Raw genomic sequence first — 23237 nt, forward strand, 5'->3', positions numbered from 1 at the left:
TGAATCCTGGAAACCCTTGGTGCTTAACCGGCGCGGAAAATCAGGTGATCTTCCCAGTCATCCTCCGGCACGCTGCCTTCGGCGAGCATACGCCCGGACTGGGAAATCCGTTCATGGTGCACAGCGTCACGATCGCCACACACCAAGTGGTGCCACAGCGGCAGGTCCTTGCCTTCGCTGACCAGGCGATAACCGCAGGTCGGCGGCAGCCATTTAAATGATTCGGCCTGGCCCGGAGTGAGCTGAATGCAGTCCGGGACAAACTTGATGCGATTCGGATAGTCGCTGCACTGGCAGGTCTTCAGGTCCAGCAGTTTGCAGGCGATGCGCGTGTAGTAGACGCTGTTGTCTTCTTCATCTTCGAGTTTCTGCAGGCAGCACAGACCGCAGCCGTCGCACAGCGATTCCCATTCCTCGTGATCCAGTTGCTCGAGGGTTTTGCGTTTCCAGAACGGTTCGACTTTGGCGGCCATGGCTCAAGCATCAACATCAGGTGGTGAAAAGGCCGCCAGTCTAGTGCCCAAGGCCCTGCGGGCCAAGCGCTGGCGACTGTCGGTAAATCGCGCTTGTCAGCCGAATCGCCGCCCAGTAGGGTTTTGCCACGAATTCATGACGCAAACACAGCAAGGAATCTTTTGATGAGTGCCAACCCTCGCGTTGCCGATTACGCCATTCACCCGCAGTTCACCGATCGCTGGTCGCCTCGTGCCTTCACCGGCGAAGCGATCCCGGAAGAAACCCTGCTGAGTTTTTTCGAAGCCGCACGCTGGGCGCCTTCGGCGTACAACTCGCAGCCGTGGCGTTTTCTGTATGCGCGCCGTGACACGCCGAACTGGGAACGCTTCCTGGGGCTGCTGAATGAATTCAACCGCAGCTGGGCGCAACACGCTTCGGCGCTGGTGATCGTGATTTCGAAAACCACCTTCACCGCACCCGGTGCCAGCGAAGAGACCCCGGCGCTGTGGCACACCTTCGATACCGGCTCCGCTTGGGGCCACCTGGCGCTGCAGGCGAGCATCAGCGGCTGGCACACCCACGGCATGGCCGGTTTCGATCAGGAGCTGACCCGCAAGGAGCTGAATATTCCGCAAGGTTATGCGCTGCATGCGGCGGTCGCTGTCGGCAAGCTGGGTGACAAGGCGACCCTGGCCGAGTACCTGCAGGCCCGTGAGGAGCCGAGCCCGCGTCGTCCGCTGAGCGAGCTGGCGGCGGAAGGCAACTTCACCCTTTAAACGCAAAAGATCGCAGCCTTCGGCAGCTCCTACTGGGATCAATGCAGGAGCTGCCGAAGGCTGCGATCTTTTGATTACACCTCAGTAACCGCGGTTGAAATCCACTTCCCCGCGCAACGCTTCTCCCGCCTGATACGCCTTCAGGTTCTCGACGAACAACTGCACCATCAACGCCGGCGACGTCGGCGCCGAGCTGTGTCCAGTCAGCAGCAGGCCCCAGGCAGTCCAGAACGGATGGCGTTGCGGCAACGGCTCCTGACGGCAAACGTCGATCACCGCACCGGCCAGATGCCCTTCCTTCAAGGCTTCCACCAGATCCGCATCCACCACCGCCACGCCGCGTCCGACGTTGATGAACAACCCGGTCGGCTTGAACTGCTTGAACAGCGCCGCATCGTAGATATCGTGGGTGTGCGCAGTGTTCGGCAGCAGGTTGACCACGTAATCGACCGCGCCCACCAGCCGTGGCAGATCGGCCATCGAACCGACTTCGATGAACGGCGCCTGCTCACGCGCGCTGCTGGCAATGCCGTACAACTCGACGCCAAACGGCAGCAGGAACTGCGCCACACTCTGACCGATATCGCCGGTCCCGACGATCAGCACCTTGCGCCCGACCAGACTCTGGCCGGTGCGGTTATCCCACTTGCGCTCGACCTGGCTGACCAGGCGCGCCAGCACTTCCCGTTCGTGACCGAGCATGTAGGTCAGTACGTATTCGGCCATCACCTGACCGAAGATCCCCACCGCGCGGGTCAGGCGGTAATCGCGGCGCAGACCATCAGCGAGCAGCGGCGTGATGCCGGCCCAGGTCGATTGCAGCCATTGCGGCTGGTGGCCCTGACGCAGCAGGGTCGCCAACAGGTCCGGCTGCCCCAGCCACACCGGGCAATCGGCAGCCTGACGCGCCAGTTCGGCAGAGTCGCCACTGGTCAGGACTTCAAGTTCGGGGGCCATCTGGCGCAGTAGCCGGGCGTACACCGCGTGGTCGTGTTCAGCAATCAGAACGCGCATCTTCAAACCTTTCGCAAACCGTGCAGGCAACCGCCGAAAGAGCCGTGCTCCTTCGTGGCGGTCGTCGCCGTAAAATCAGTTCCAGGGTGGCAAGAGGCCCAGAACAGGGCCTCGCAGATCAGACCGGGTCGTTGCGTCGCAGCAACTCTTCGGGCAGGTGTTCGATGTACTCGTCCTCGGCCGGTGGCATCTGCAGGTGATAGCCCTGCTTGTCGAGGTTTTCCAGGACCACGGTGATGTCCTCGCGCGCCAGTGTGCGCTCGGGGGTCAGTACCAGGTCAAAGGAATGCTTCGCCTTGCCGAAGGCCGCCATCAGCGCCTCGGGCACGCGCTCAAGCGCATCGCTCTTGAGCACATAAAGATACATCCCGGGTTTCTTCGAACTTTGGTAAATGGAGCAAATACGTTTCAAGGCTGTTCTCCGGCGGTGGCCAGGCTGTCGAGCAGCTTCTGGCCCATGAGTTCGCGGCGCCAGCCACGCAGCGACTCAGGCAATTGATAAGGGCCCTCGGGGAAGCCGCTTTTAACCAGCGCTTCGAGGGTTTTCTTGCGCAGCATCAGTTCCGGCGCGATGCCCAGACGCTCGGCTTCGACCTGGCCGAGGGCGCGCAGTTGCTTGATCAGCGCAGCGGCTTCGACCGGCAACGGCTCCGGCACCGCCGGCGGCCATTGATCAGGCCCCACACTGCCAGAGCGCTTGATCAGATCAAGCAGAAACTGGCCGTCCTGACGCACGGTACGCGGGTGCATGTCTTCGATCTTGCCCAGAGCGGCGAGGTTGTCCGGTTGCGTGCGGGCCAGCGGCCACAGCGAGTGTTCACGGACGATGCGGTTGCGCGGCAGATCACGGGCGCGGGCTTCTTTTTCACGCCAGGCGCACAACTCACGCAGCACCGCCAATTGCGCACGAGACAGTTTCCACGCCAACTTGGCTTCGCGATAGACCTCGTACGGGTCGGTTTCACGGCGCAGGTTGGCCACCAGTTCGGCGCCGTCCTCCAGCACCCAGGCAAACTTATCGTCAGACAGTTTCGGCCGCAGTTGTACGAAAACCTCCGCCAGATGCACCGCGTCTTCGGCGGCGTAACTGATCTGCGTGTCGGACAGCGGACGCTGCAACCAGTCGGAACGGGTTTCGCCCTTCGGCAACTCGATACCGAGCACCTCCTGCACCAGCCGCGAATAGCCCATCGAGAACCCGAGGTTCAGATAGGCCGCGGCCAATTGAGTGTCGAACAACGGCGCCGGCAAGCTGCCGGTCAGACGCAACAGCACTTCGAGGTCTTCGCTGCAGGCGTGCAAGACTTTGAGCACCGCCGGGTTTTCCAGCAGCGCCGCCAGCGGTTGCCAGGCGTCGATGGTCAGCGGATCGATCAGGTAGGCGCGTTTGCCGTCACCGACCTGCAGCAAACCAGCAATCGGGTAGAAGGTGTCGACCCGCATGAATTCGGTGTCGAGGGCAACGAACGGCAGTTGCTGCCACTCGGCGCAAAGCTGCGCGAGGCTTTCGTTGTCGCGAATCCAGTGAATATCGATGGCCACACGGCTCTCCCTTGAAGAATGGCGCGCAGTATATATCGCCGCCGGCGTTTTACGCGCCTGCGCAGGACCAGAGCTGTAACGAAATATCCTGCCAGAGATAAAGAATAGTCTGACAGCGTGATCAACAAGATGAATCCGAACCTCACCCTGCGGCAGCTCCTACACGGGGAGAGTGATATTTAGTTTTTAAATAATGCTCGGGAAATCTGATTTGCCGATAAGTGCGCCGCACCGCCTAATCAGCGGCCTCCGCACTCCAGAGTCTGCCGATGGAAAACGTCCGCACCACCACCCGCCCCGCTGTCTGGCTGATGTTCGGGATCATCCTCGTCGCGCTGAATCTGCGCCCGTCCATGGCCGCCGTCGGTCCCTTGCTGTCGGCCATACGCGGCGACATTGCACTGAGTTTCAGCCTGGCTTCGCTGCTGACCATGCTGCCGGTGATGGCGATGGGACTGGCGATGTTTTTCGGTATTGGCATCAGTCGACGTTTGGGCGAGCAACGCGCGGTGATCCTGTCGCTGCTGATTATCGGACTGGCGACGCTGTCGCGGCTGTGGCTCGATTCGGCGCCGCCGTTGATTGGCAGCGCGGTGCTGGCGGGGATTGGCATTGCTTTGATTCAGGCGTTAATGCCGGCGCTGATCAAGTCACGCTTCCCCGACCATGTGGCGCTGTGCATGGGCCTGTATGTCACGTCGATCATGGGCGGCGCCGCCCTGGCCGCCTCGTTGTCGCCGCTGGTGCTGGTGCAGTCCGGCAGTTGGCGTATCGGGCTAGCGATCTGGGCGGCACTTTCTTTGCTCGCGTTGCTGGTCTGGCGGACACAGTCGCCCTCGTCATCCATCCAGAACACCGCTGCAGGAAAAGAATCCTTCGCACGTAATTCCCGTGCCTGGCTGCTCGCCATCTTCTTCGGCCTCGGCACGGCGTCCTACACCTGCGTACTCGCGTGGCTGGCGCCGTATTACGTGGAACAAGGCTGGAACGAACAGGATGCCGGGCTACTGTTGGGTTTTCTGACCGCCATGGAGGTCATTTCCGGGCTGCTGACGCCGGCCATCGCCAACCGCAGCCGTGATCGTCGCGCGGTCCTGGCAGCTTTACTGCTGCTGATCATTACAGGCTTCTGCGGGCTGGTCCTCAGTCCGCAACACCTCAGCCTGCTGTGGCCGTGCCTGTTGGGGCTGGGCATCGGCGGCTTGTTCCCGATGAGCCTGATCGTCTCACTCGATCACCTCGACAACCCGCAGCGCGCCGGCAGCCTGACCGCATTCGTGCAAGGTATCGGCTACTTGATCGCCGGGCTTTCGCCGCTGCTGGCCGGAATGATCCGCGACCGGCTCGGCAGCTTCGAATGGGCCTGGTGGTCGCTGACTGCGGTAATGATGGTGATGTTGCTGATCGTGCTGCGTTTCGACCCTCGGCAGTTCGCCCGACACATCCGTTGAAGCCAGATACCATCGCCGGGCTAGAGGCTTCTTGCCATCTTTTTGCGGTTTATCTGGCGACGTCGTGTTGCTAAAACTTTCTGTCCCACAACTGACATTGAATCGTCCTACAAGGCTTTGTCCTGGCACCATCGTTCCGTTACGATCATGCGCACACGTTTGCGCGGATTCAGCGCAAGGAGCACAGCGAGACGGAACGGATGCTGAACAGTAACTTGCTTCGAAAGCTCGACATGCAGGACCTCATGGTGTTTATCGCCGTGTATGAGCAAAGCAGCGTCACGGATGTCTCGGAGACGCTCTGCGTCAGCCAGTCCACTGTCAGCTACTGCCTGAAAAAATTGCGCACCAGTTTCGAAGACGATCTGTTCATCAACACCCGCACAGGCATGCGCCCTACCTACAAGGCCGGCACCATGTACGGCCATGTGCAGAAAATTCTCGAAAGCATCAACCTGTGCCACGCCGGTGCCCCGGCCTTCGACCCGACCCACCAAGCGAAAACCTTCAACATCTGTGCGCCGGAATACTTCGAGCAACTGGTGTTGCCGCGCCTGTTGAAGCGTTTCGACTTCGACGATTTGCCGGTGGTGGTCAACATGCACAAGTTCGAGACCGATGTGCCCGCCGACGAACTGCGCGACGGCAGCCTCGATCTGGTGATCTGTTTCGGCCCCAACTTCCACCGCAGCCACACCGACCTCAAGTCGCGAATGCTGCTGGAAGACGATCTGGTCTGCGTCTTCGACAAACGCGCCACACCACTGGAACCGCGTCTGAGCCTGCAGGCCTTCACCGAGCGCCGACACGTGTTTCCGACACCGTGGACATCGACCACCAACATGGTCGACGGCTGGCTGGCGCGCCAGGCGCAGAAACGGCAGATCGTTGCGCGCTCCAACAGCTACAGCGCGGCGCTGAAAATGATCACCGGCACCGACTTCATCCTCACCCTGCCCCGGCGCATCCAGCGTCTGCTGACCAACGACGCGGTGTTCAATCATTGCGAAGCGCCGAACGGCCTGCCGGGGTTCACCCTCGACATGCAATGGAGCCAGAACGCCGATCAGGACAGCGCCAACGTCTGGCTGCGCGAGCAGGTGATCAAGGTCTGCAGTGAGCTGGAAGCGGCCTGAGTCCTACACGCCGATGGCGGTCTTGGTGTAGGAATCGCGGTCGATATCGAGCAACTCCACACAGAGCTGCACTTCAACCCCATCCGGCCACTCGCACAGATCCTGCAACACCGCCAACAGACTTTCCGAGAGCTGCTTCTTGATTTGCGGCGAACGACCGCTGAGCAGCGCCAGCTTCACGTGGACAAAGGCGCGTTCGCCCATGCCGGTGCCCACCTTGAAAGTCTCGACCTTCACCGCCCGGCTTTTGATATCGAACTCCGCCGCGAACTGACCGGAACCCACCAGCGTGTTGTTGAGCCGGATCAACGCCACATCCGCGTTCAATTGCGGCAGGTTGGCGGTGTATTCCATGTGCAGATGTGGCATGGGGTGCTCCAGTCAGTCGGCAGAAAGGTCGTACATATACCACAGCATTGCCCTGCTCCCGTGCGGGTTTTTGCCTGCTCGCGATGAGGACGTCTCAGTCAAATCAATATTGTCTGACACTGCGCTTTCGCGAGCAGGCTCGCTCCCACAGGGGAGATTTGTGGTGGAATTCAGGGCGCGGTCAGTGGCCGTTCGCTCATGAATGCCTCAAGCCGCGAACGCAGCCAGCGTTCGGCCGGATCGCTGTCGACATGGCTGAGCCAGACCATCGACAGATCCAGCATCGGGGTCTTGAACGGGAACGGTTCTTTGAACAATCGACCAGAAGCCGCCATGGCTTCGGCGGTGTAGTCCGGCAGGCTGGCGATCAGATCGGTACCGGCGAGCAACGCCGGCAGCGCACTGTATTGCGGCACCGACAACACCACATGCCGGGTGCGACCGATTTCCGCCAGCCACTCATCGGCATAGCCGCTGATGTTGGCCGTGTGCGACACCAGTACGTGCGGGCGTGAACAGTATTCGTCGAGGGTCAGCGGCGAATCCGAGGCGTCGGCACGCAGGATGCTCGGCTGGATATGCCGCAGCAGCTTGCGTTTGGCATTGGCCGGCAAGCCACGGGTCTGGCTGATGCCGACGGTAATGTCGCCGGCAGCCAGCAGATCGGGAATGCGCCAGTAGTCGACGTGTTGCACCACGAACACCACGCTCGGCGCCTCTTGGCGCAATGCCCGCAACAGCGGCGGCAACAGGCCGAACTCGACATCATCGGACAGGCCGATACGGAACGTCATGTTGCTCACGGCGGGGTCGAAGTCGTGGGTCAGGCTCAGCGCCACCGACAGCGAGTCGAGCGCCGGCGACAGATACCTGAACAACTCTTCGGCGCGGGCGGTCGGTTCCATGCGATGGCCGACGCGGATGAACAGCGGGTCATTGAACATCGCGCGCAAGCGATTGAGCGCCGAACTGATGGTCGGCTGGCCGAGAAACAGCTTCTCCGCCGCCCGGGTCACGTTGCGTTCGAGCATCAAGGTCTCGAACACCACCATCAGGTTGATGTCGGCCTTGCGTAGTTCATTTCGATTCATCCATTGCCCCCGATCCCCAGACTGCTGGCAGTGTATGAAGTCCTTGGGATCGGCGTCTATCAGACGATTGGCGGTTTGTTCGACAATTTCACTGCACCGTCAGGGTTTGCAATCCCAGCCCCATGACTCGCGCATCGTCATTGAAGCCGAGTTTTTTCGGGCTGACCGCATCTGGCAGATGCAGCTGGACATTCAGATACTCCTCGGCGACCTGCGCCGCGCTGAGCGGAATTTCCAGCCGATTACCCTGCACCTGGGTCAGACGCGTCGACAACGCCTCGACGCCATTGATGCTGACGATCAACCGCTGACTGAGGTTCGGCGGCATGGCAAACGCCAGCGCCTCAATCACCAGCGCATGCGACCCGGGGGCCACGCGCAGCAGCAGTTGCGCATCCTGTCCGTCACTCCAGGTGCCCCAGGCTTCCGGTGTGGACCAGCCTTTGACCAGTTGTCGAGTACTGCGGTTGAACGTCTGCACCAGCCCCGGCTGGCTCAAGGGTATCGGCGACAGCGCTCGCCCCTGATCGACCATCGCCAGGCATTGATCACAGTGTTTCCAGCCAGGAGCCAGCACGACAAAGTCGTCGACCCGGGTCAACAGATCGCTGTCGCTGCGAATGCTTTTTACCGCCAGCATCAGCGCATCGTCATCAAGGATGTACAGCGAGTCGGGGTCGTACTGGCCATTGGCAAGTTGGCTTTGCGTCGTGCGCTGCAGCTTTTCCAGGGCTTGGGGGCTCGTACGCCCCAGGTAGGCGGCATCGGTTTTCAGCCCATGGGTGGCGGCGAAATCGGCAATCGCCTGCCACTGGTCCGGTTGATTTTTCGGCATCACGGCACGGATGCTCTTGTAGTGCGCCGCCGCACTGGCCCAGAACGGATCATGCATCGGGCTGGCCCAGGCCGACGCTTCGGGCAGCATTTTCGCTGCTCTCAAACCTGCCCAGGCAATCCGGGTGTCGGTGACTTGCACCATTAACGCCAGCGCCAGCAGCCCCATGGCGACTCGCGTTCGATAGCCGCGCACCACCAGATAAGTCAGCAATATCACAATGACGTAAAACACCGGCCAGAACATCCGACCCGAGGCACGAAAAATATTCGAAAGCTTCACCACAAACTTCGGTAACGGATAACTGAAGGTCTGCAGGCCGACGCCGATATGGTTCGACAGCGCGAACAAGGTCAACCCGATCAACGCCCAGAACAGCAACGGACGACGGCTCACCAGTGCCTTCAGCGAAATGCCGCTGCGGTACCCGCCAATCAAGGCCAAGGGCACCAGCAACAGCACGCCAAGCCCCAGATAATTGAAGCCTTCGTAATCGCCGCCGGCTGTGGGAATGTTAGTCAACATGTAAGACCAACCGTCCGCATCCACCAGCGACAGCAGGTTCATTCGATAAAAGCCGAAACCACCGCTCACCGCGCCACCGGAAATACTGAAATAACCCGCCTGCCAACAGCACACGCTCACCAGTGCGAACAAACTGCCCAGCTCGATCAGGACCTGACGGCGGATCAGCTTGCCGCCCCGCAGCTTGCCAAGCAGATCAGCCACCCAGATCAGCGCCACCATCCCCAACAGGTAGGCATGCACCAGCGCTGTCGCAGCCAGCAACATGCCCCATGCCAGGCGCCGCCGCTGCAGTGCCGGATGCAACGCCAGGTACAGCGCCGCAAGAATCAGAAAGTGCCCGGCCAGCGAAAGATGACCACCGGTGCGCAGAAACATCGGCGGCGAAAATACCAGCAGCCCGGTGCCGAGCAAGCGCAACACGGGATTGTCGGTGATCAGTCCGAGCAGCTTCCAGGCAAACCAGGCCTGCAGAACGAAACACAGCAACAACCACATGCCGAAGTACTGGAATGTTTCCGGCAGCCACGCACTGAACGGCTTGAACAGCAACGCCAGTAACGGATTGGAATCGGAAAAAATGATCGCACTGCCCAACTCCATTCCATAGGACGGATTCAGCCCGAGCAGAAAGGTCCAGGGCGAGTGGCGAAAGAACGCCCAGCCCAGGTAATGCGTCGCCGGGTCGCCGTCCTTGAGCCAGGCAATGTTTTGCGGATCAAGGGCACGCGGGCCGATCACCAGAAAAAACGCCAGCGCTCCCAGCAGGATTGGCAACAGCGCCAAGGCCGGATGCTTGTTCAAGCCTTTCATCGGTACGTCCAGAAATTGTGCAGCACAAAGGTGAACGCCGGAATGATCAGTGCCACGGCACCGATGCCCAGCAAATAGTGCAGTCCAGCCAATTGCGCTGCCCACGCAACGAACATCGCCAGCAAGAACCCGCCGAAGGACACCAGCATGAACCGCACCAATGTTCTGCCATGCAGCCGCGCGGAGAAACTCCAGGTGGTGTTGATCACGTAGGACACCACCGTCGCCACAGCGAATGCCACACCGTTGGCCAACGGCGGATGCGGGGCCACGAAGTTGATGAACAGCACCGCCACCAGCGCATGCAGAGCGGTGACGAACAGCCCGGTCACGGCAAAGCGCAAGCCGCGCTGGATCAACGCCGATCTATCGGCTGAAGTCACGGTTTGCACGCCAGCACAAACACGCTCAGACCGGCCAGACGGTTCATGCCCATCAGCGGCAGTTCAAGGCGGCAGAGGGTCTTGAGCACGCCGTTGACCAACGGATGATGACGTTTGAGTTGAGACTGCGGCGCGGCGGCCTGCGGGCCTTGGGGCAGCAAACGCAAGACCGCCGCGATCGGAAAAACCGCACCGAAAAAGTAGGCACCGCGCTGCACAGTCAAGCCGGCGTCACGGGCCAGGGCTTCAAACTGCGCCAGGGTGTAGCGGCGTTTGTGTTCGAGGAAGTCGTCATGCCCGCTCCACAGAAACTGAAACGCCGGCACGGTCATCAGAAAACGGCTGCCGGACGGCACTTTATCGACGTAAGCCTTGAGCAGGCCGAGGTCGTCGTCGACATGCTCCAGCACGTCCATCAGCAGCACCAGATCCGCGTCGACGGCGTCGATATCGCGGCGATAATGCACCGGTTTGCCGGCAGTGCTCGCATCGGAATCGGCGGGGTAACTGATGTCAACGCACCACGCCTCCTGCGCCGAGGTTTGGGTCAACAGATGATGCGAAAAAAAACCCGATCCGGCGCCCACGTCGAGAATCCGCGTGATCGGTGCCTCACCGAGCAGGCGACGCGTTGCCGCCGCTTTGGAGCAGTAATACCAATGCTCGCCGATGCTGTCGCCGAGGATGTCGGTTTCCTTGAGATCCATGTATCAGTCCTTGGGGTCATAGACGCGACGCACCAGAAAAACCGGCCGGCGTTTGGATTCGATGTAAGTGCGCCCCAGGTACTCGCCGAGTACGCCGATGCCGATCAACTGCAGGCCACCGAGGAACGTCACAGCCACCATCAACGAGGCATAACCGGGCATGTCGACGCCGTGGATCAGCGTGCGCACCACAATAAAAATGGCGAAGGCAAACGAGACCAGCGACACCGCCGCGCCGATGTAAGTCCAGATTCGCAGCGGTTCGGTACTGAAACTGGTGATGCCCTCCAGGGCAAAATTCCACAGCCGCCAGCCGTTGAACTTGCTCTGCCCCGCCACGCGTTCGGGCCGCTCGTAATCCACATGGGTGGTGCGAAACCCGACCCAGGCAAACAGGCCTTTCATGAAGCGCCGAGACTCGGGCAAGGTCAGCAAGGCGTCGACCACGCAACGGTCCATCAGGCGGAAATCACCGACGTTTTCAGGCAGCGGTTGCTCGGCGATCTTGTTGTGCAGGCGATAGAACCAGTGGGCGGAAGTCTGCTTGGCCCAGGTGTCGCTGCGGCGACTGATGCGGTGGCCGAGCACGACTTCATAGCCTTCGCGCCAGCGCTCGATCATTTGCAGAATGACTTCGGGCGGGTCCTGCAGGTCGGCATCGATGGGGACAACGATCTGCCCGGTGGCGATCTGGAGGCCAGCGGACAAGGCGGCCTCTTTGCCGAAGTTACGGCTCAGATCGACGATGCGCAGACGCGAGTCGTGCCGTTGCCGTTCCAGCAGCCCCTCAAGCGTGGCATCGGTACTGCCGTCATTGACGAACACCAGCTCTAGAGCAATCGAGGTCTGCTGCCGGAAGACTTCGTCGATGCGCAGAATGAACGCGTCGAGACTGTCCTCCTCATTAAAAACCGGGATAATCAGCGATAACGTGACCCGTGTGGCCTGTGCTGTTCCATGCTCAGTCAAGGGAATGCTCTTTTTATAGTGTTTGTCGGTCGTCGAAGCATTTTCGACGCCATGAGCCGTCCCGTATTAAGCAGTAGCGCCGTTAACCTTGCAAGGCGCAAATGGCGACATTCCGGCCAATCCAGACGCCATTGCGCACGCTCTAGCCCGCACTCCTCAGAAACATCTGCCAACGATTGGAAACAAATGCCCGATAGCGAAAAAAACTCGCTCCGCTAGGCTTGCGTCGATGCGACACACAGGTTGTCGCAAACACCATCGCAAGGAGCGAACTGAATGTATTTCGAGATCTACAGGCAATCCCGAGGCACCCCGAGCACCGGCAAAGGCCAATGGCGCTGGCGGCTGCGGGCGGGAAACCACGAGACGGTTGCCAGTGGCGAGTCCTATGTGAACAAAGCTGACTGTTTACATGTGATCGAGTTGATCAAGGGTGTGCAGAGCGATACGCCGGTGAAGGAAATCTGAATCAGAAACTCTGCCAGGTGCCCAAGAACAACAAGCCGAATGCAATAGACATGCAATGACAAGGCGGATAATTCCGACTATGACCGCCCGATCATGGGAATGGTCCAGCGCCTGCTGAACAGAAAGCCCCAGCCTTTTGCACTGGGGTTTTCTACAAAAAATGCCTTCAATACAATCAACATGTCGAACTGCTTATAGCCATAACAAGCTGAGTTTTACTGCAACGAAGTCACTTTCCCCACGACCCAACTTGCTTTCCAAATCCACTAGATAGTAGCGCCCCCCAGAGCGAGGCGTGCCCGGCTTCAACGCCCCCCGGGCAGGGTAGGACGACCTGCCCTGCCCGAGGTCGGAGAATGCATTCTGACTGCTCACGCCCTCCCTTCTCCAGCGATGCTCCAGGGAAAAAATCTCGACGAAAAGGGTGACGCCTCCTCCTTCGCGGATTAACATGCCTGCGTCAAGAAGTGGAGAAACAGCACTACCAATAGTTTGTTTTCTATTAACTTGCAAAAAGTCCATTCTTTATTATTTCACATCAGCCGAATCATTCAAGCAAGCCTCATCGAAACCAAGGAATGATACTTTGAAAAAAGTTGCGATACTCCAATCTAACTACATACCTTGGAAAGGGTATTTTGACATGATCGCATCGGTAGATGAATTTATTCTATTTGACGACATGCAATATACGCGTCGTGACTGGCGAAACCGCAATCAGATCAAAACGCCTCAAGGTGTTCAGTGGCTAACAGTGCCCGTTCTGGTGAAAGGAAAATACCACCAGAAAATCAAGGACACTGAAATTGATGGAAACGAATGGGCCGCCATTCACTGGAGATCCCTGCTTCAAAACTACAGTCGTGCGCCCCACTTCCAGGAAATTGCCGAATGGCTTGAGCCACTATATCTGAGCAATTCCTACGCCACTATTTCCGAACTTAACCAGAACTTTATCCAGGCCATCTGCGATTACCTTAAAATAACAACCACGCTCACTCGCTCCTCCGACTACACGTTAATCGAAGGCAAAACCGAGCGTCTTGCCGACCTCTGTGCTCAGGCAGGAGGCACCGAATACATCTCCGGCCCGGCGGCCAGAAATTATATCGATGAACAGATTTTCGACACGCGAAATATAAAGCTCACTTGGTATGACTACGCTGGCTACCCGGAGTACCCACAGTTATGGGGAGAGTTCACCCATGGCGTTACGATTCTCGACTTATTATTTAACTGCGGGGAAAATTCCCATCGCCAGATGAGGCATGTTAATTGATGAAGCTCTCGATCGTCGCCACCCTTTATCAATCTGCGGCCTATATAGAAGAGTTTTATTCACGTGCCAGCGCTGCGGCAATAAGCCTTGTAGGGGAAGACTATGAAATCGTCTTGGTGAATGACGGTTCCCCCGACAACAGCCTTGACATTGCTATCTCTCTTACCGAGCGAGATCACCATGTTGTATTGGTTGACCTGTCACGTAATTTCGGTCATCACAAAGCAATGATGACTGGGTTGGCACACGCCAATGGAGAGAAAGTTTTCCTGATAGACAGCGATCTGGAGGAGGAGCCTGAATACTTGACCAGCTTTTCCGAGCAGCTTCAACAGCAATCCTGTGATGTGGTCTATGGCGTACAGGAGCAACGCAAGGGTGGTTGGTTCGAACGCTGGAGCGGCCGCTGGTTCTATCGCTTCTTTCAAGCGCTGACAGGGTTGGCACTGCCGGAAAACATCATCACCGCCAGACTGATGACTCGTCGCTATGTGGATGCCTTGCTACGCCATGAGGAGCGTGAAGTATTCATGGCAGGACTTTGGCATATCACCGGTTTTAACCAGCAAGCGCAAACGGTAAAAAAAGGCAACACCAGTCAAACGACTTATACCTTCAGACGAAAAATGTCTGTATTGGTTAACTCTGTGACTTCGTTCAGTAATGCCCCGCTGGTTGGCATCTTCTATATTGGCATTTCTATTTCTTTTTTTGCTGTCCTTTATATTGCTTATCTGATCCTTCATTGGCTAGTGCTGGCGACGCCGATGAGTGGCTGGACGTCAGTCATGGCGTCCATCTGGCTAATTGGCGGCATGGTCATCTCGTTTATTGGCGTCGTGGGCATCTATCTTTCGAAGATCTTTTCCGAGTCGAAACAGCGCCCCTACACCATCGTGAGGCAAATTTATGCAAAACGACAAGATTGAATTGCTCGACGAAGTAGCAAGTTACTACTCGAAAAAGCTCGCACTACATGGCGAAACCCCAAATGGAGTTGACTGGAACGGTGAACAGGGCCAGGCGCTTCGATTCGAACAACTGTGCAAAATAATCAATGATCCGCAGGCGTTCTCAATCGGTGATCTTGGCTGCGGATACGGCGCACTTGTTGACTACCTGAATAAACAATGCCACTCATTTTCGTACCTTGGCATCGACGTTTCCAGCGACATGATCAATGTCGCCAAACAACGCTATGCAAAAATGCAGGCAGCGCGATTCATTACCGCATCCGAACCTGACAGCCTGATGGACTATATTGTTGCCAGTGGGATCTTCAATGTTCGCTTGGGACGGTCCGACGCAGAGTGGCGGGCCTACCTTGAAAACACCTTGGATGTAATGGATAAAGCAAGTCGTTACGGCTTCGCCTTCAACTGCCTGACTTCATACTCCGACGAAGATAAAAAGCGCGACGACCTGTACTACTCCGACCCTTGCCTGTTATTTGATTTGTGCAAACGCCGCTATTCCCGACAGGTCGCCTTGCTCCATGACTATGGACTTTATGAATTCACCATTCTGGTAAGGAAGACGTGATGAAAAGAAAACTAGTAATATTTGGATCAGGCGATATTGCTCAACTGGCACATTTTTATTTCAGCACAGACTCCTCCTTTGAAGTAGTCGCCTTCACAGTCGACAGCGAGTATATTCAAGCTCCTACTTTTTGCGGGCTGCCAGTCGTTGCATTTGAAGATATTCTTTCCCGCTACCCAGTAGAAACCCATGACATGTTCATCGCCTTGAGCTACTCCAAACTCAACGCGGTGCGTAAAGAGAAATATCTGGCAGCCAAGGTGCTCGGCTATACTCTCGCCAATTACATCAGCAGTCGTGCAACTGTACTCAACGAGGGGCTTATCGGCGACAACTGTTTTATTCTTGAAGACAACACCCTCCAGCCTTTCGTGTCAATCGGCAATAACATCACGCTCTGGAGTGGCAACCATATCGGCCATCACTCCACGATCCAGGACCATACTTTTATCGCCTCGCATGTAGTAATTTCAGGCGGTGTTCATATTGGCGAGCAGTGTTTTATTGGTGTCAACGCAACACTGCGCGACCATATAAAGGTAGAGGACAAATGCGTGATAGGCGCAGGCACATTGCTCTTGGCAGACGCAGAGGCGGAAGGTGTATATATCGGTCAAGCCACCGAGCGCTCAAGAGTGCCAAGCAGTAAGTTGAGAAAATTATGAAACCGACATGGCGAAAACTCGGACGACTGTTTACCGTCGAAGGCGAAAACCGTCATCCGAAGTTGCTATCTCATGCAGCCAATCCGCTTCCGGTATTTTTGCACGATGATACTTTTAGAGTTTTTTTCAGCGGGAGGGATAGCCAAAATCGCTCCTCCGTCGGTGCCGTTGACATCGATATCGAACAGTTAAAAGTTGTCAAGGAACACCCTCTACCGTTTTTCGAGCATGGTCCAAAGGGAAGTTTCTATGCCGACGGCGTGAGCATCGGCAACTGCTACACGGTCGACGGCGTTCGGTACATGCTTTTCATGGGCTGGCAATCGTCCGGACAGCAACACTGGCGAGGGGATGTCGGCAGACTGATTGTCAACTCAGACGCCACACTGAGCATTGACCGCGATACTCCGTTCATGGGCATCGATGAGACCGATCCCATCAGCCTGTCCTATCCCTGGGTGGTCGAAAATCCCGATGGTGGCTTTGACATGTGGTATGGATCGACCAGAACCTGGGATTCCGGCAATGGTGAAATGATCCACATCATCAACTCGGCTCACTCCAATGACGGTGATAACTGGCACCGTAACGGCCTGGCAATCCCTTTTGAAGTGGGAGTCGCGCAGGCTTTTTCTCGCCCCACCATTGCAAAAAACCCTCTGGGCGGACTGGAAATGTGGTTTTCATATCGCAGTGGAAACGGCGAAAAGTATCGTATCGGATATGCAACTACTGATGCAGGCACTCAATGGCGACTCGCACTGAATGAAGTCAGCATTGACGCATCGTCGGAGGGCTGGGACTCCGAAATGATTGAGTACCCGTTTGTGTTCGATCACAAGGGAAAAAGATACATGTTGTATAACGGCAATGGCTACGGAAAATCCGGATTCGGGCTAGCTATTCTGGAGCGCAATTAATGGCTCGCTTGCTCGACTACCTTTATATATTCGCCACAATTATATTTACTGTGTACGGGCAACTAATGCTGAAATGGAGAATTTCACGCTTTGGCGCCTTGCCGGAAGATCTTTTCGGAAAACTCAAGTTCATGGTCCACTTACTAATGGACCCTGGTGTATTTTCCGGTTTTTTAGCGGGTTTCCTCGCCTCCATCACCTGGATGGCTGCCATGTCGAAATTCGACTTGAGCCACGCCTACCCGTTCATGAGCATTAACTTTGTTGTCGTGCTTATTCTGGGGACATGGATTTTAAGCGAGCCCATGACTCTACAAAAAGTAATAGGGGTTTCTCTTATTGTCATAGGCACAGTGGTGGCTGCTCGTGGATGACACCCCACTGCCCCCTAATCAGGCGGCCTTCCCAGTTTTCATTCAAAGCTGGCCAGTACTGTGCATCTTTGAGATCGGAGCGAATTCAAAATGAGCAAAAACAAGATTCCATTCAACTGGCCACACATGACCGGGAAGGAGCTTTATTACATTGCCGAATCTCACTTCAATGGCCGCTTGGCCGGTGACGGACCGTTTACGAAGCACTGTCACAACTGGCTGGAGCAGCGAACTGGTTGCAGCAAAGCCCTGCTGACCCACTCATGCACCGCTGCCCTGGAAATGGCTGCGCTGCTTCTGGATATTGAGCCAGGGGATGAGATCATCATGCCCTCCTACACATTTGTTTCCACCGCAAACGCCTTTGTCTTGCGAGGGGGCGTCCCAGTCTTTGTCGATATCCGCAAAGACACCCTGAACCTCGACGAAAATCTAATTGAGTCAGCCATCACTGATCGAACCAAAGCCATCGTCCCAGTCCATTACGCTGGCGTCGCTTGCGAGATGGACAGCATCATGACACTCGCCCGGCGACGCGATCTCAAAGTAGTTGAGGATGCAGCTCAAGGTGTAATGGCTACGTACAAGGGGCGCGCATTGGGTGGCATCGGTGACTTGGGCGCCTACAGCTTCCATGAGACCAAAAATGTGATTTCCGGTGAGGGTGGCGCTCTTCTGGTCAACGATCCACAGATGGCGTTGCGCGCCGAGATCATTCGTGAAAAGGGTACAGACCGCAGCCGTTTCTTCAGAGGCGAAGTCGATAAATACACCTGGCAAGAAGTCGGCTCTTCTTTTCTTCCCGGGGAATTGATCGCTGCGTTTCTTTGGGCACAGCTGGAGGAAGCTGATCGCATTACTCAGACGCGCCTTGCCAGCTGGAACCGCTACCACGAATTACTGGCGCCTCTGGAGGCGCGCGGCATTCTGCGACGCCCGATAATTCCTCAAGAATGCCAACATAACGCTCATATGTATTACGTGTTGCTGGCACCCGACATTGATCGCCAAGTTGTCCTTGAGAAATTCAGGAGCCAGGAGATCAGTTCGGTCTTCCACTACGTTCCCCTGCATTCATCTCCTGCGGGCCGGCGATACGGCCGCACACATGGCAGCCTGGAAGTCACCGATGACCAGTCCGAACGCCTGGTTCGCCTGCCACTTTGGGTCGGTATCACTGAAGCCCAGCAAATCAAAGTCGTAGAGATGCTTTCATGCTGAGTCATTGCACCAAATCAAGCCAGCAGGCCCTTTGCTGGTTCGTCGTTATCTTGGCGACAGGGTTGCCGCGACTTAGCGTTCTAGGCTCATTGCCTTCCACAGATGAAGGTGTATTTGCCTATTTCTCGCAGATCATTTTTGCAAGCTTGTCCACCGGACATGGGCTACCCGATTCAGGGACATTGATGCTTTACCCAATGCTCCTATCTTGGGTTTTTGATTTGTCAGTCAATCATCTGATGTTTCTGCGACTCGTCGATTTGATTGTCGCCTTGGTGGCCGGGCTGCTCTTTTACAAAGTAATCGAACAGCAATCACAGAGCCGACTGGGAGCCACGCTGATAGCGGCTATATTCCTCTTTTTGATGAATCAGCCTCTGTTCATTCAATCAGGATTCAAGAACAGCATATTTTCGGCCTATATCCCACTGTTCATCGCACTGCTATGGGCTCGAAACATATCGAAGGACTCGCCGTCCTGGCTCTGGATCGGGGGATTGAGCGCGATCTCGGTTTTGCTTCGAGAAACGTTCATACCGTTCGTGGTCGTCGGGGCAATCAGCATCCTGATCACCCATGGCTGGCGAACACTTACCAGATTCTCCATGGGTGGTGTACTGACAGGTGCCATCATCATTGGCGCGGTACTGATTTCGCGCGGTGGAATGCAGGCGTTCCTTGACGCGTACGTACATGCCGGTGACTTTTATGCCTCAATGAAAGATCAGACGATCCCTCTGCTGATTTCAAATGGCACTGCTTCAGCCAAAGAGGCAGGTATCGCACTCGGCATTACAGGGGCCGCAGCTTTCGGACTGATTGTGCATACCGTGCATCAGCGAAGCTCAGCATCTTTGAATCGCTTATTATTTTGGGTCGCCATTGCAGCCGTCCCCTTGCTGGAACCCATTACAAAAATAGGTTTTCCCTACCACTTCGCTGTCTGCCTTCCAGGCTTGGCGGGTATCTGCGCACTGGCCTGGCATTACCTGATCAGCCCGCAACCTGAAAAAGTGAGAGTCGTAATCTCAGCAGGATTAATTGCGGCGTGCGTGCCTCTGCTTTGGCCCAAATTTGTTCTGCTCTCCAACATCTGGTCAGGCACCAAGGAAAATCTTGCAGGCATAGCCAACACGGCATGGAGACCTGAAGCGGTTGCCCAGTCCAACTATTTACTGGCCGCCGATGCCATCCTGAAAGCCGCTCCACCTGGAAGTACACTAAGCATCAGCGGCTTTATGTTTTCCCTCTACCCTTTGACAGGGCTAATGCCCCCCGCATACAAATCAGATCACCTGAATGCCATGGCAATCAGGTACGGGTTCAATGCACACGCCTTGCAACGCGCTCTGGAGTCCTGTCCGCCCGACATCCTCATGACCACCACCAGAACAGACCTACCGGGCTCAGAAACCATCAAGGAGGCGGTTGAAGGCTCCAGGCTCTACGGAGCCGTTGCGACCATTGCCAATTCGCCAGAAAAGTCCTACGGAACGTTTGGTGGAACGATCTATAAACTGGCCAGCCACGTGGATTCGCAATGCAAGTAACTCACTCGGTAAGCGGTGACTAACGCAAAAAATCGACGAGAATTGTATAACCGTTATCGGAGACAGCAGCCAGAGCCACTCTGGTTGCCCCCCCCCTCGTAAGTGCAAGCTATAGCAGCCCAAGCCCCCCCCCTTCCGGGCTGCTCACCCATGCGTCTTACCAATATTGATACGACCCGGATCGATCCGCTCAGCCCCTGTAGACGCCGCCAGAGCGCCTACAGGCCCATCCCGATCGGCATAAAGTCAAAGCCTGGAGGCATCAGCCCGCACAACACGAATCCTGGCGACCGAAAACGAAAAAGCCCCCGTAATCAGCAATGATTACGGGGGCTTTGTCTTGTTCAATAATGGCGGAGAGATAGGGATTCGAACCCTAGGTACCGGTGAAGGTACAACGGATTTCGAATCCGTCCCATTCGGCCACTCTGGCATCTCTCCAACGGCGCGCATCATAACAACACTTCTGCCGAAAGCAAACCCTCTTTCGAAAATTTTCTCCGTGCTATCAGATGCTTGCGTCGATTAAAGCGGTACACCCAGACGATTGGCGACTTCTTCGTAAGCTTCGATGACGTCACCGAGGCCCTGACGGAAGCGGTCTTTGTCCATCTTCTTCTTGGTGTCCTTGTCCCAGAGACGGCAGCCGTCCGGGCTGAACTCGTCGCCCAGGACGATCGAGCCGTCGCTGAACACGCCGAATTCAAGCTTGAAGTCCACCAGCAAGAGGCCTGCGTCGTCGAACAGTTTGCTCAGGACTTCGTTGACCTTCAGCGACAGTTCTTTCATGCGCGCCAGTTGCTCGGCGGTGCCCCAGCCGAATGCCACGACGTGGGATTCGTTGATGAACGGGTCGCCCTTGGCGTCGTCCTTCAGGAACAGTTCGAAGGTGTACGGGTTGAGCTTCATGCCCTCTTCGACGCCCAGACGTTTTACCAGGCTGCCAGCGGCGTAGTTACGCACGACGCACTCGACCGGGATCATGTCCAGCTTCTTCACCAGGCACTCGTTGTCGCCCAGCAGTTTGTCGAATTGGGTCGGGATGCCGGCCGCTTCGAGTTTTTGCATGATGAAGGCGTTGAACTTGTTGTTCACCATGCCTTTGCGGTCGAGCTGCTCGATGCGCTTGCCGTCGAACGCCGAGGTGTCGTTGCGAAACAGCAGGATCAAGCGGTCAGCGTCATCGGTCTTGTAAACCGATTTGGCTTTGCCGCGGTAGAGTTCTTCACGTTTTTCCATGATGGGCTCCGCTTGCTAAGTAGATGGGCTAGGCGATATGGCGCCAGTCTAGCCCTGAATCTTGATCGGCCAGTTGCAGCCAGTCCGGGTCGCACCCGAGGGTGTCGACAAAACATTGCCGGGCCAGCTGCGGCAGGTTGTTCTTGCTGCTCAGGTGGGCGAGAACCAGATGCTGCAAGCCCTGCCACCCCAACTCGGCCACCAGGAATGCCGCCTGATGGTTGTTCAAATGTCCCAGCTCGCCGCCCACCCGCTGCTTGAGAAAGTACGGGTAATGACCACGTGCCAGCATGTCGCGACAATGGTTGGACTCGATCATCAATGCATCGAGATCCCGATAGCTGTCCAGCACCCGCTCGCAGTAGGAACCCAGGTCGGTCAGCAGGCCGAAGCGCCGCTGCTCGTTGTCACTGAATACATACTGAGTCGGCTCTTGCGCATCATGGGCCACGGCAATGACCCCGATGTTCAGAGCGCCGATCTGCAACTGCTCGCCGCCGGCCAGAAAGCCTGCGGGTTCGATCGGTTTGCGCATCCCGCGCAGTGTGCCGCGACTGAGGTAGACCGGCAGATTGTAGCGCCGAGACAGCAAACCCACGCCATGCACGTGGTCGGCATGTTCGTGGGTTACGAGTATCGCGCTCAATTGCGCCGGGTTCACACCCAGGCGCAACAGGCGTTTTTCGGTTTCCCGCAGGGAAAAACCACAATCCACCAGCACATACGTATCAGCGCTGGCGATCAGCGTGCCGTTCCCTTGGCTACCGCTGCCGAGAACGGCAAAGCGCATGTGATCAGCCCAGGTTGTCCTGAATCACGCTCAACACTTTGCGGGCCACATCGGCCGGCGCAACGGTGTTGATGTTCTTCTCGACGGTTACCTGAACGTTTTCACCGACCTTGCTCAGGCGAACCTGATAACGCTCGGCGCGGGCTTCAACTTCCTCTTTGGTCGGCGCACTGCCGAACAGGCTGCTGAAGAAACCAGGCTTCTCGTCTTTCTTCTCGGCTTTTTCGGCCAGGTTGATGTAGTACAGGCCCAGGCTGCGGTTGATGTCTTCAACGCGCCACTGACCTTGCTCCAGCGCACGACCGACGCTCGACCAGGCACGATCCAGATCCGGACCGACGTTCAACACTGGGTTGCCGCTACCGTCTTCGCTGAGGCTGACACGGCTTGGGGTATCGAAATCACGCGAAGCCAGCATCGACACCGAACCACCCTTTTCGGAGGTCCGGCTCATGCTCGCCAGCATGTCGTCGACCAGCGCGGCGTCCAGGCCAGTGTTGACCGAACGGTTGGTGAAATCGACGTCAGCGGTGCTGCCGGCAGGACGCTCGGCGCTGACCACGTAGATTTCACTGGTGTTGCGCTGCACGCCCGGCTCGATGCGCACCCGCACGCGGGTTTCGCTGTCGGCGCCGACACCCGCTGCGCTCAGGCGCTTGGCCATGGCGGCGGACAGCTCGTCAGAATGCTGCCAGGTGGTGGTGAATTCACCGGTTTGCGGACGCTGTTCATCCAGACGGAAACCGTTGTCCTGGAAGAACTGCACCGCCACTGGCCAGACTTCGGCCGGTGGGTGCTGGGCCACGACCCAACGCGAGTCACCGCTCTTCTGCAGCGAGTAGTCGGTTGCATCGGCAATCGCGGTCAGCGGTTGTGGACGCGGCACCACGTATTCGCCCTTGGCAGTGTCATCGGCCACGTTGCGCGGGATCGGCAACAGCGGGTCGAGGCGCTTGGAGGTGCTGACATTCGGTGGCAGTTGCATCGGTGCAGTCTGTTGCGCTTCCAGGTAATCGCTACCACGGTCACGGAAATAACCTTCCGGGCCCCAGACCCATCCGCAGCCACTGGTGCTGGAGATAATCAAGGCAAGTGCGGAAAGTCCGGCCATTCGCTTCATGC

At 57.0% G+C, this 23237-nt stretch carries 25 protein-coding genes and 1 tRNA gene; 12 read left to right on the forward strand and 14 right to left on the reverse strand.

Annotation, left to right across the window (positions count from 1 at the left end; translation table 11 throughout):
- Window positions 1-23: 23 nt before the first annotated feature.
- Window positions 24-473, reverse strand: coding sequence for a YcgN family cysteine cluster protein (locus tag KVQ82_RS22710; protein WP_086792005.1), 450 nt, complete (start codon window positions 471-473; stop codon window positions 24-26).
- 165 nt (window positions 474-638) lie between these two features.
- Between KVQ82_RS22710 and KVQ82_RS22715 the strand changes: the two genes are divergently transcribed.
- Window positions 639-1232, forward strand: coding sequence for a nitroreductase family protein (locus KVQ82_RS22715; RefSeq protein WP_047292309.1), 594 nt, complete (start codon window positions 639-641; stop codon window positions 1230-1232).
- Window positions 1233-1313: 81 nt separating this feature from the next.
- Here KVQ82_RS22715 and KVQ82_RS22720 read toward each other — a convergent pair whose 3' ends face one another.
- The 3 genes from KVQ82_RS22720 to rnd form a co-directional block, all read right to left on the reverse strand.
- Entirely contained in the window at window positions 1314-2246 is a 933-nt protein-coding gene (locus KVQ82_RS22720) for a D-2-hydroxyacid dehydrogenase (protein WP_041070342.1), read from the reverse strand.
- A gap of 118 nt (window positions 2247-2364) precedes the next feature.
- Entirely contained in the window at window positions 2365-2658 is a 294-nt protein-coding gene (locus KVQ82_RS22725) for a YcgL domain-containing protein (protein ID WP_003222599.1), read from the reverse strand.
- On the reverse strand, window positions 2655-3788 hold the full coding sequence (gene rnd, locus KVQ82_RS22730) for a ribonuclease D (RefSeq protein WP_041070344.1): 1134 nt from the start codon (window positions 3786-3788) through the stop codon (window positions 2655-2657). Before rnd ends, KVQ82_RS22725 begins: the two co-directional genes overlap by 4 nt.
- Window positions 3789-4057: 269 nt before the next feature.
- On the opposite strand from rnd, the gene KVQ82_RS22735 reads away from it, so the two are divergent.
- Window positions 4058-5239: a cyanate transporter gene (locus tag KVQ82_RS22735; RefSeq protein WP_222016008.1), complete on the forward strand. Its 1182-nt coding sequence runs from the start codon at window positions 4058-4060 to the stop codon at window positions 5237-5239.
- 200 nt (window positions 5240-5439) lie between these two features.
- Window positions 5440-6375 carry a LysR family transcriptional regulator gene (locus KVQ82_RS22740; protein WP_086792009.1) on the forward strand — a complete coding sequence of 312 codons (936 nt, stop codon included), beginning with the start codon at window positions 5440-5442 and terminating at the stop codon, window positions 6373-6375.
- A gap of 3 nt (window positions 6376-6378) precedes the next feature.
- Here KVQ82_RS22740 and KVQ82_RS22745 read toward each other — a convergent pair whose 3' ends face one another.
- From KVQ82_RS22745 to KVQ82_RS22770, 6 genes are all read right to left on the reverse strand, one after another.
- A complete protein-coding gene (locus KVQ82_RS22745; protein WP_222016010.1) occupies window positions 6379-6744 on the reverse strand; it encodes a 5-carboxymethyl-2-hydroxymuconate Delta-isomerase in 366 nt (121 codons plus the stop codon).
- A gap of 170 nt (window positions 6745-6914) precedes the next feature.
- Entirely contained in the window at window positions 6915-7835 is a 921-nt protein-coding gene (locus tag KVQ82_RS22750; protein WP_041070352.1) for a LysR substrate-binding domain-containing protein, read from the reverse strand.
- A gap of 88 nt (window positions 7836-7923) precedes the next feature.
- The gene (locus KVQ82_RS22755; protein ID WP_222016012.1) at window positions 7924-10008 is read right to left on the reverse strand and encodes a DUF6311 domain-containing protein; all 2085 of its coding nucleotides are present in this window, start codon (window positions 10006-10008) and stop codon (window positions 7924-7926) included.
- Window positions 10005-10391: a GtrA family protein gene (locus KVQ82_RS22760; RefSeq protein ID WP_108184368.1), complete on the reverse strand. Its 387-nt coding sequence runs from the start codon at window positions 10389-10391 to the stop codon at window positions 10005-10007. The genes KVQ82_RS22755 and KVQ82_RS22760 overlap by 4 nt, the downstream gene beginning before the upstream one ends.
- Window positions 10388-11098: a bifunctional 2-polyprenyl-6-hydroxyphenol methylase/3-demethylubiquinol 3-O-methyltransferase UbiG gene (locus KVQ82_RS22765; RefSeq protein ID WP_222016014.1), complete on the reverse strand. Its 711-nt coding sequence runs from the start codon at window positions 11096-11098 to the stop codon at window positions 10388-10390. Before KVQ82_RS22765 ends, KVQ82_RS22760 begins: the two co-directional genes overlap by 4 nt.
- A gap of 3 nt (window positions 11099-11101) precedes the next feature.
- A complete protein-coding gene (locus KVQ82_RS22770) occupies window positions 11102-12067 on the reverse strand; it encodes a glycosyltransferase family 2 protein (RefSeq protein ID WP_222016015.1) in 966 nt (321 codons plus the stop codon).
- A gap of 276 nt (window positions 12068-12343) precedes the next feature.
- On the opposite strand from KVQ82_RS22770, the gene KVQ82_RS22775 reads away from it, so the two are divergent.
- The 9 genes from KVQ82_RS22775 (at window position 12344) to KVQ82_RS22815 (ending at window position 20086) form a co-directional block, all read left to right on the forward strand.
- Entirely contained in the window at window positions 12344-12535 is a 192-nt protein-coding gene (locus KVQ82_RS22775) for a DUF1508 domain-containing protein (RefSeq protein WP_041070360.1), read from the forward strand.
- 586 nt (window positions 12536-13121) lie between these two features.
- Window positions 13122-13814 carry a WbqC family protein gene (locus tag KVQ82_RS22780; RefSeq protein ID WP_222016017.1) on the forward strand — a complete coding sequence of 231 codons (693 nt, stop codon included), beginning with the start codon at window positions 13122-13124 and terminating at the stop codon, window positions 13812-13814.
- Entirely contained in the window at window positions 13814-14743 is a 930-nt protein-coding gene (locus tag KVQ82_RS22785; protein ID WP_222016019.1) for a glycosyltransferase family 2 protein, read from the forward strand. The genes KVQ82_RS22780 and KVQ82_RS22785 overlap by 1 nt, the downstream gene beginning before the upstream one ends.
- Complete coding sequence (locus KVQ82_RS22790) at window positions 14724-15356, forward strand: class I SAM-dependent methyltransferase (protein ID WP_222016021.1); 633 nt, start codon at window positions 14724-14726, stop codon at window positions 15354-15356. The genes KVQ82_RS22785 and KVQ82_RS22790 overlap by 20 nt, the downstream gene beginning before the upstream one ends.
- Window positions 15356-16021 (forward strand): acetyltransferase, encoded by a 666-nt coding sequence (locus tag KVQ82_RS22795; RefSeq protein ID WP_222016023.1) that lies wholly within the window; start codon window positions 15356-15358, stop codon window positions 16019-16021. The genes KVQ82_RS22790 and KVQ82_RS22795 overlap by 1 nt, the downstream gene beginning before the upstream one ends.
- On the forward strand, window positions 16018-16941 hold the full coding sequence (locus KVQ82_RS22800) for a hypothetical protein (RefSeq protein ID WP_222016025.1): 924 nt from the start codon (window positions 16018-16020) through the stop codon (window positions 16939-16941). The genes KVQ82_RS22795 and KVQ82_RS22800 overlap by 4 nt, the downstream gene beginning before the upstream one ends.
- Complete coding sequence (locus tag KVQ82_RS22805; protein ID WP_222016028.1) at window positions 16941-17315, forward strand: EamA family transporter; 375 nt, start codon at window positions 16941-16943, stop codon at window positions 17313-17315. The genes KVQ82_RS22800 and KVQ82_RS22805 overlap by 1 nt, the downstream gene beginning before the upstream one ends.
- A gap of 90 nt (window positions 17316-17405) precedes the next feature.
- Complete coding sequence (gene rffA, locus KVQ82_RS22810) at window positions 17406-18536, forward strand: dTDP-4-amino-4,6-dideoxygalactose transaminase (RefSeq protein ID WP_222016029.1); 1131 nt, start codon at window positions 17406-17408, stop codon at window positions 18534-18536.
- Window positions 18530-20086, forward strand: coding sequence for a glycosyltransferase family 39 protein (locus tag KVQ82_RS22815; RefSeq protein WP_222016031.1), 1557 nt, complete (start codon window positions 18530-18532; stop codon window positions 20084-20086). The genes rffA and KVQ82_RS22815 overlap by 7 nt, the downstream gene beginning before the upstream one ends.
- Before the next feature lie 351 nt (window positions 20087-20437).
- Here KVQ82_RS22815 and KVQ82_RS22820 read toward each other — a convergent pair.
- From KVQ82_RS22820 to bamC, 4 genes are all read right to left on the reverse strand, one after another.
- Window positions 20438-20527: transfer RNA gene (locus KVQ82_RS22820), tRNA-Ser, on the reverse strand.
- Between the two features lie 84 nt (window positions 20528-20611).
- A complete protein-coding gene (purC, locus tag KVQ82_RS22825; protein WP_007963288.1) occupies window positions 20612-21325 on the reverse strand; it encodes a phosphoribosylaminoimidazolesuccinocarboxamide synthase in 714 nt (237 codons plus the stop codon).
- Between the two features lie 28 nt (window positions 21326-21353).
- A complete protein-coding gene (locus tag KVQ82_RS22830) occupies window positions 21354-22115 on the reverse strand; it encodes an MBL fold metallo-hydrolase (RefSeq protein ID WP_041070364.1) in 762 nt (253 codons plus the stop codon).
- Between the two features lie 4 nt (window positions 22116-22119).
- Window positions 22120-23235 (reverse strand): outer membrane protein assembly factor BamC, encoded by a 1116-nt coding sequence (gene bamC, locus KVQ82_RS22835; protein ID WP_041070366.1) that lies wholly within the window; start codon window positions 23233-23235, stop codon window positions 22120-22122.
- Window positions 23236-23237: the final 2 nt, after the last annotated feature.

The organism is Pseudomonas sp. AO-1, assembly GCF_019775695.1.
Taxonomy (GTDB): Bacteria; Pseudomonadota; Gammaproteobacteria; order Pseudomonadales; family Pseudomonadaceae; genus Aquipseudomonas; species Aquipseudomonas parakoreensis.

What these genes read in the sequence shown, in the direction of transcription:
- KVQ82_RS22710 (WP_086792005.1), bottom strand. Translation starts at nt 473, where the DNA reads ATGGCCGCCAAAGTCGAACCGTTCTGGAAACGCAAAACCCTCGAGCAA.
- KVQ82_RS22800 (WP_222016025.1), top strand. Translation starts at nt 16,018, where the DNA reads ATGAAACCGACATGGCGAAAACTCGGACGACTGTTTACCGTCGAAGGC.
- KVQ82_RS22740 (WP_086792009.1), top strand. Translation starts at nt 5,440, where the DNA reads ATGCTGAACAGTAACTTGCTTCGAAAGCTCGACATGCAGGACCTCATG.
- KVQ82_RS22775 (WP_041070360.1), top strand. Translation starts at nt 12,344, where the DNA reads ATGTATTTCGAGATCTACAGGCAATCCCGAGGCACCCCGAGCACCGGC.
- KVQ82_RS22750 (WP_041070352.1), bottom strand. Translation starts at nt 7,835, where the DNA reads ATGAATCGAAATGAACTACGCAAGGCCGACATCAACCTGATGGTGGTG.
- KVQ82_RS22805 (WP_222016028.1), top strand. Translation starts at nt 16,941, where the DNA reads ATGGCTCGCTTGCTCGACTACCTTTATATATTCGCCACAATTATATTT.
- KVQ82_RS22790 (WP_222016021.1), top strand. Translation starts at nt 14,724, where the DNA reads ATGCAAAACGACAAGATTGAATTGCTCGACGAAGTAGCAAGTTACTAC.
- bamC (WP_041070366.1), bottom strand. Translation starts at nt 23,235, where the DNA reads ATGAAGCGAATGGCCGGACTTTCCGCACTTGCCTTGATTATCTCCAGC.
- KVQ82_RS22815 (WP_222016031.1), top strand. Translation starts at nt 18,530, where the DNA reads ATGCTGAGTCATTGCACCAAATCAAGCCAGCAGGCCCTTTGCTGGTTC.
- KVQ82_RS22735 (WP_222016008.1), top strand. Translation starts at nt 4,058, where the DNA reads ATGGAAAACGTCCGCACCACCACCCGCCCCGCTGTCTGGCTGATGTTC.
- KVQ82_RS22795 (WP_222016023.1), top strand. Translation starts at nt 15,356, where the DNA reads ATGAAAAGAAAACTAGTAATATTTGGATCAGGCGATATTGCTCAACTG.
- KVQ82_RS22755 (WP_222016012.1), bottom strand. Translation starts at nt 10,008, where the DNA reads ATGAAAGGCTTGAACAAGCATCCGGCCTTGGCGCTGTTGCCAATCCTG.
- KVQ82_RS22745 (WP_222016010.1), bottom strand. Translation starts at nt 6,744, where the DNA reads ATGCCACATCTGCACATGGAATACACCGCCAACCTGCCGCAATTGAAC.
- purC (WP_007963288.1), bottom strand. Translation starts at nt 21,325, where the DNA reads ATGGAAAAACGTGAAGAACTCTACCGCGGCAAAGCCAAATCGGTTTAC.
- KVQ82_RS22715 (WP_047292309.1), top strand. Translation starts at nt 639, where the DNA reads ATGAGTGCCAACCCTCGCGTTGCCGATTACGCCATTCACCCGCAGTTC.
- KVQ82_RS22765 (WP_222016014.1), bottom strand. Translation starts at nt 11,098, where the DNA reads ATGGATCTCAAGGAAACCGACATCCTCGGCGACAGCATCGGCGAGCAT.
- rffA (WP_222016029.1), top strand. Translation starts at nt 17,406, where the DNA reads ATGAGCAAAAACAAGATTCCATTCAACTGGCCACACATGACCGGGAAG.
- KVQ82_RS22720 (WP_041070342.1), bottom strand. Translation starts at nt 2,246, where the DNA reads ATGCGCGTTCTGATTGCTGAACACGACCACGCGGTGTACGCCCGGCTA.
- KVQ82_RS22785 (WP_222016019.1), top strand. Translation starts at nt 13,814, where the DNA reads ATGAAGCTCTCGATCGTCGCCACCCTTTATCAATCTGCGGCCTATATA.
- KVQ82_RS22830 (WP_041070364.1), bottom strand. Translation starts at nt 22,115, where the DNA reads ATGCGCTTTGCCGTTCTCGGCAGCGGTAGCCAAGGGAACGGCACGCTG.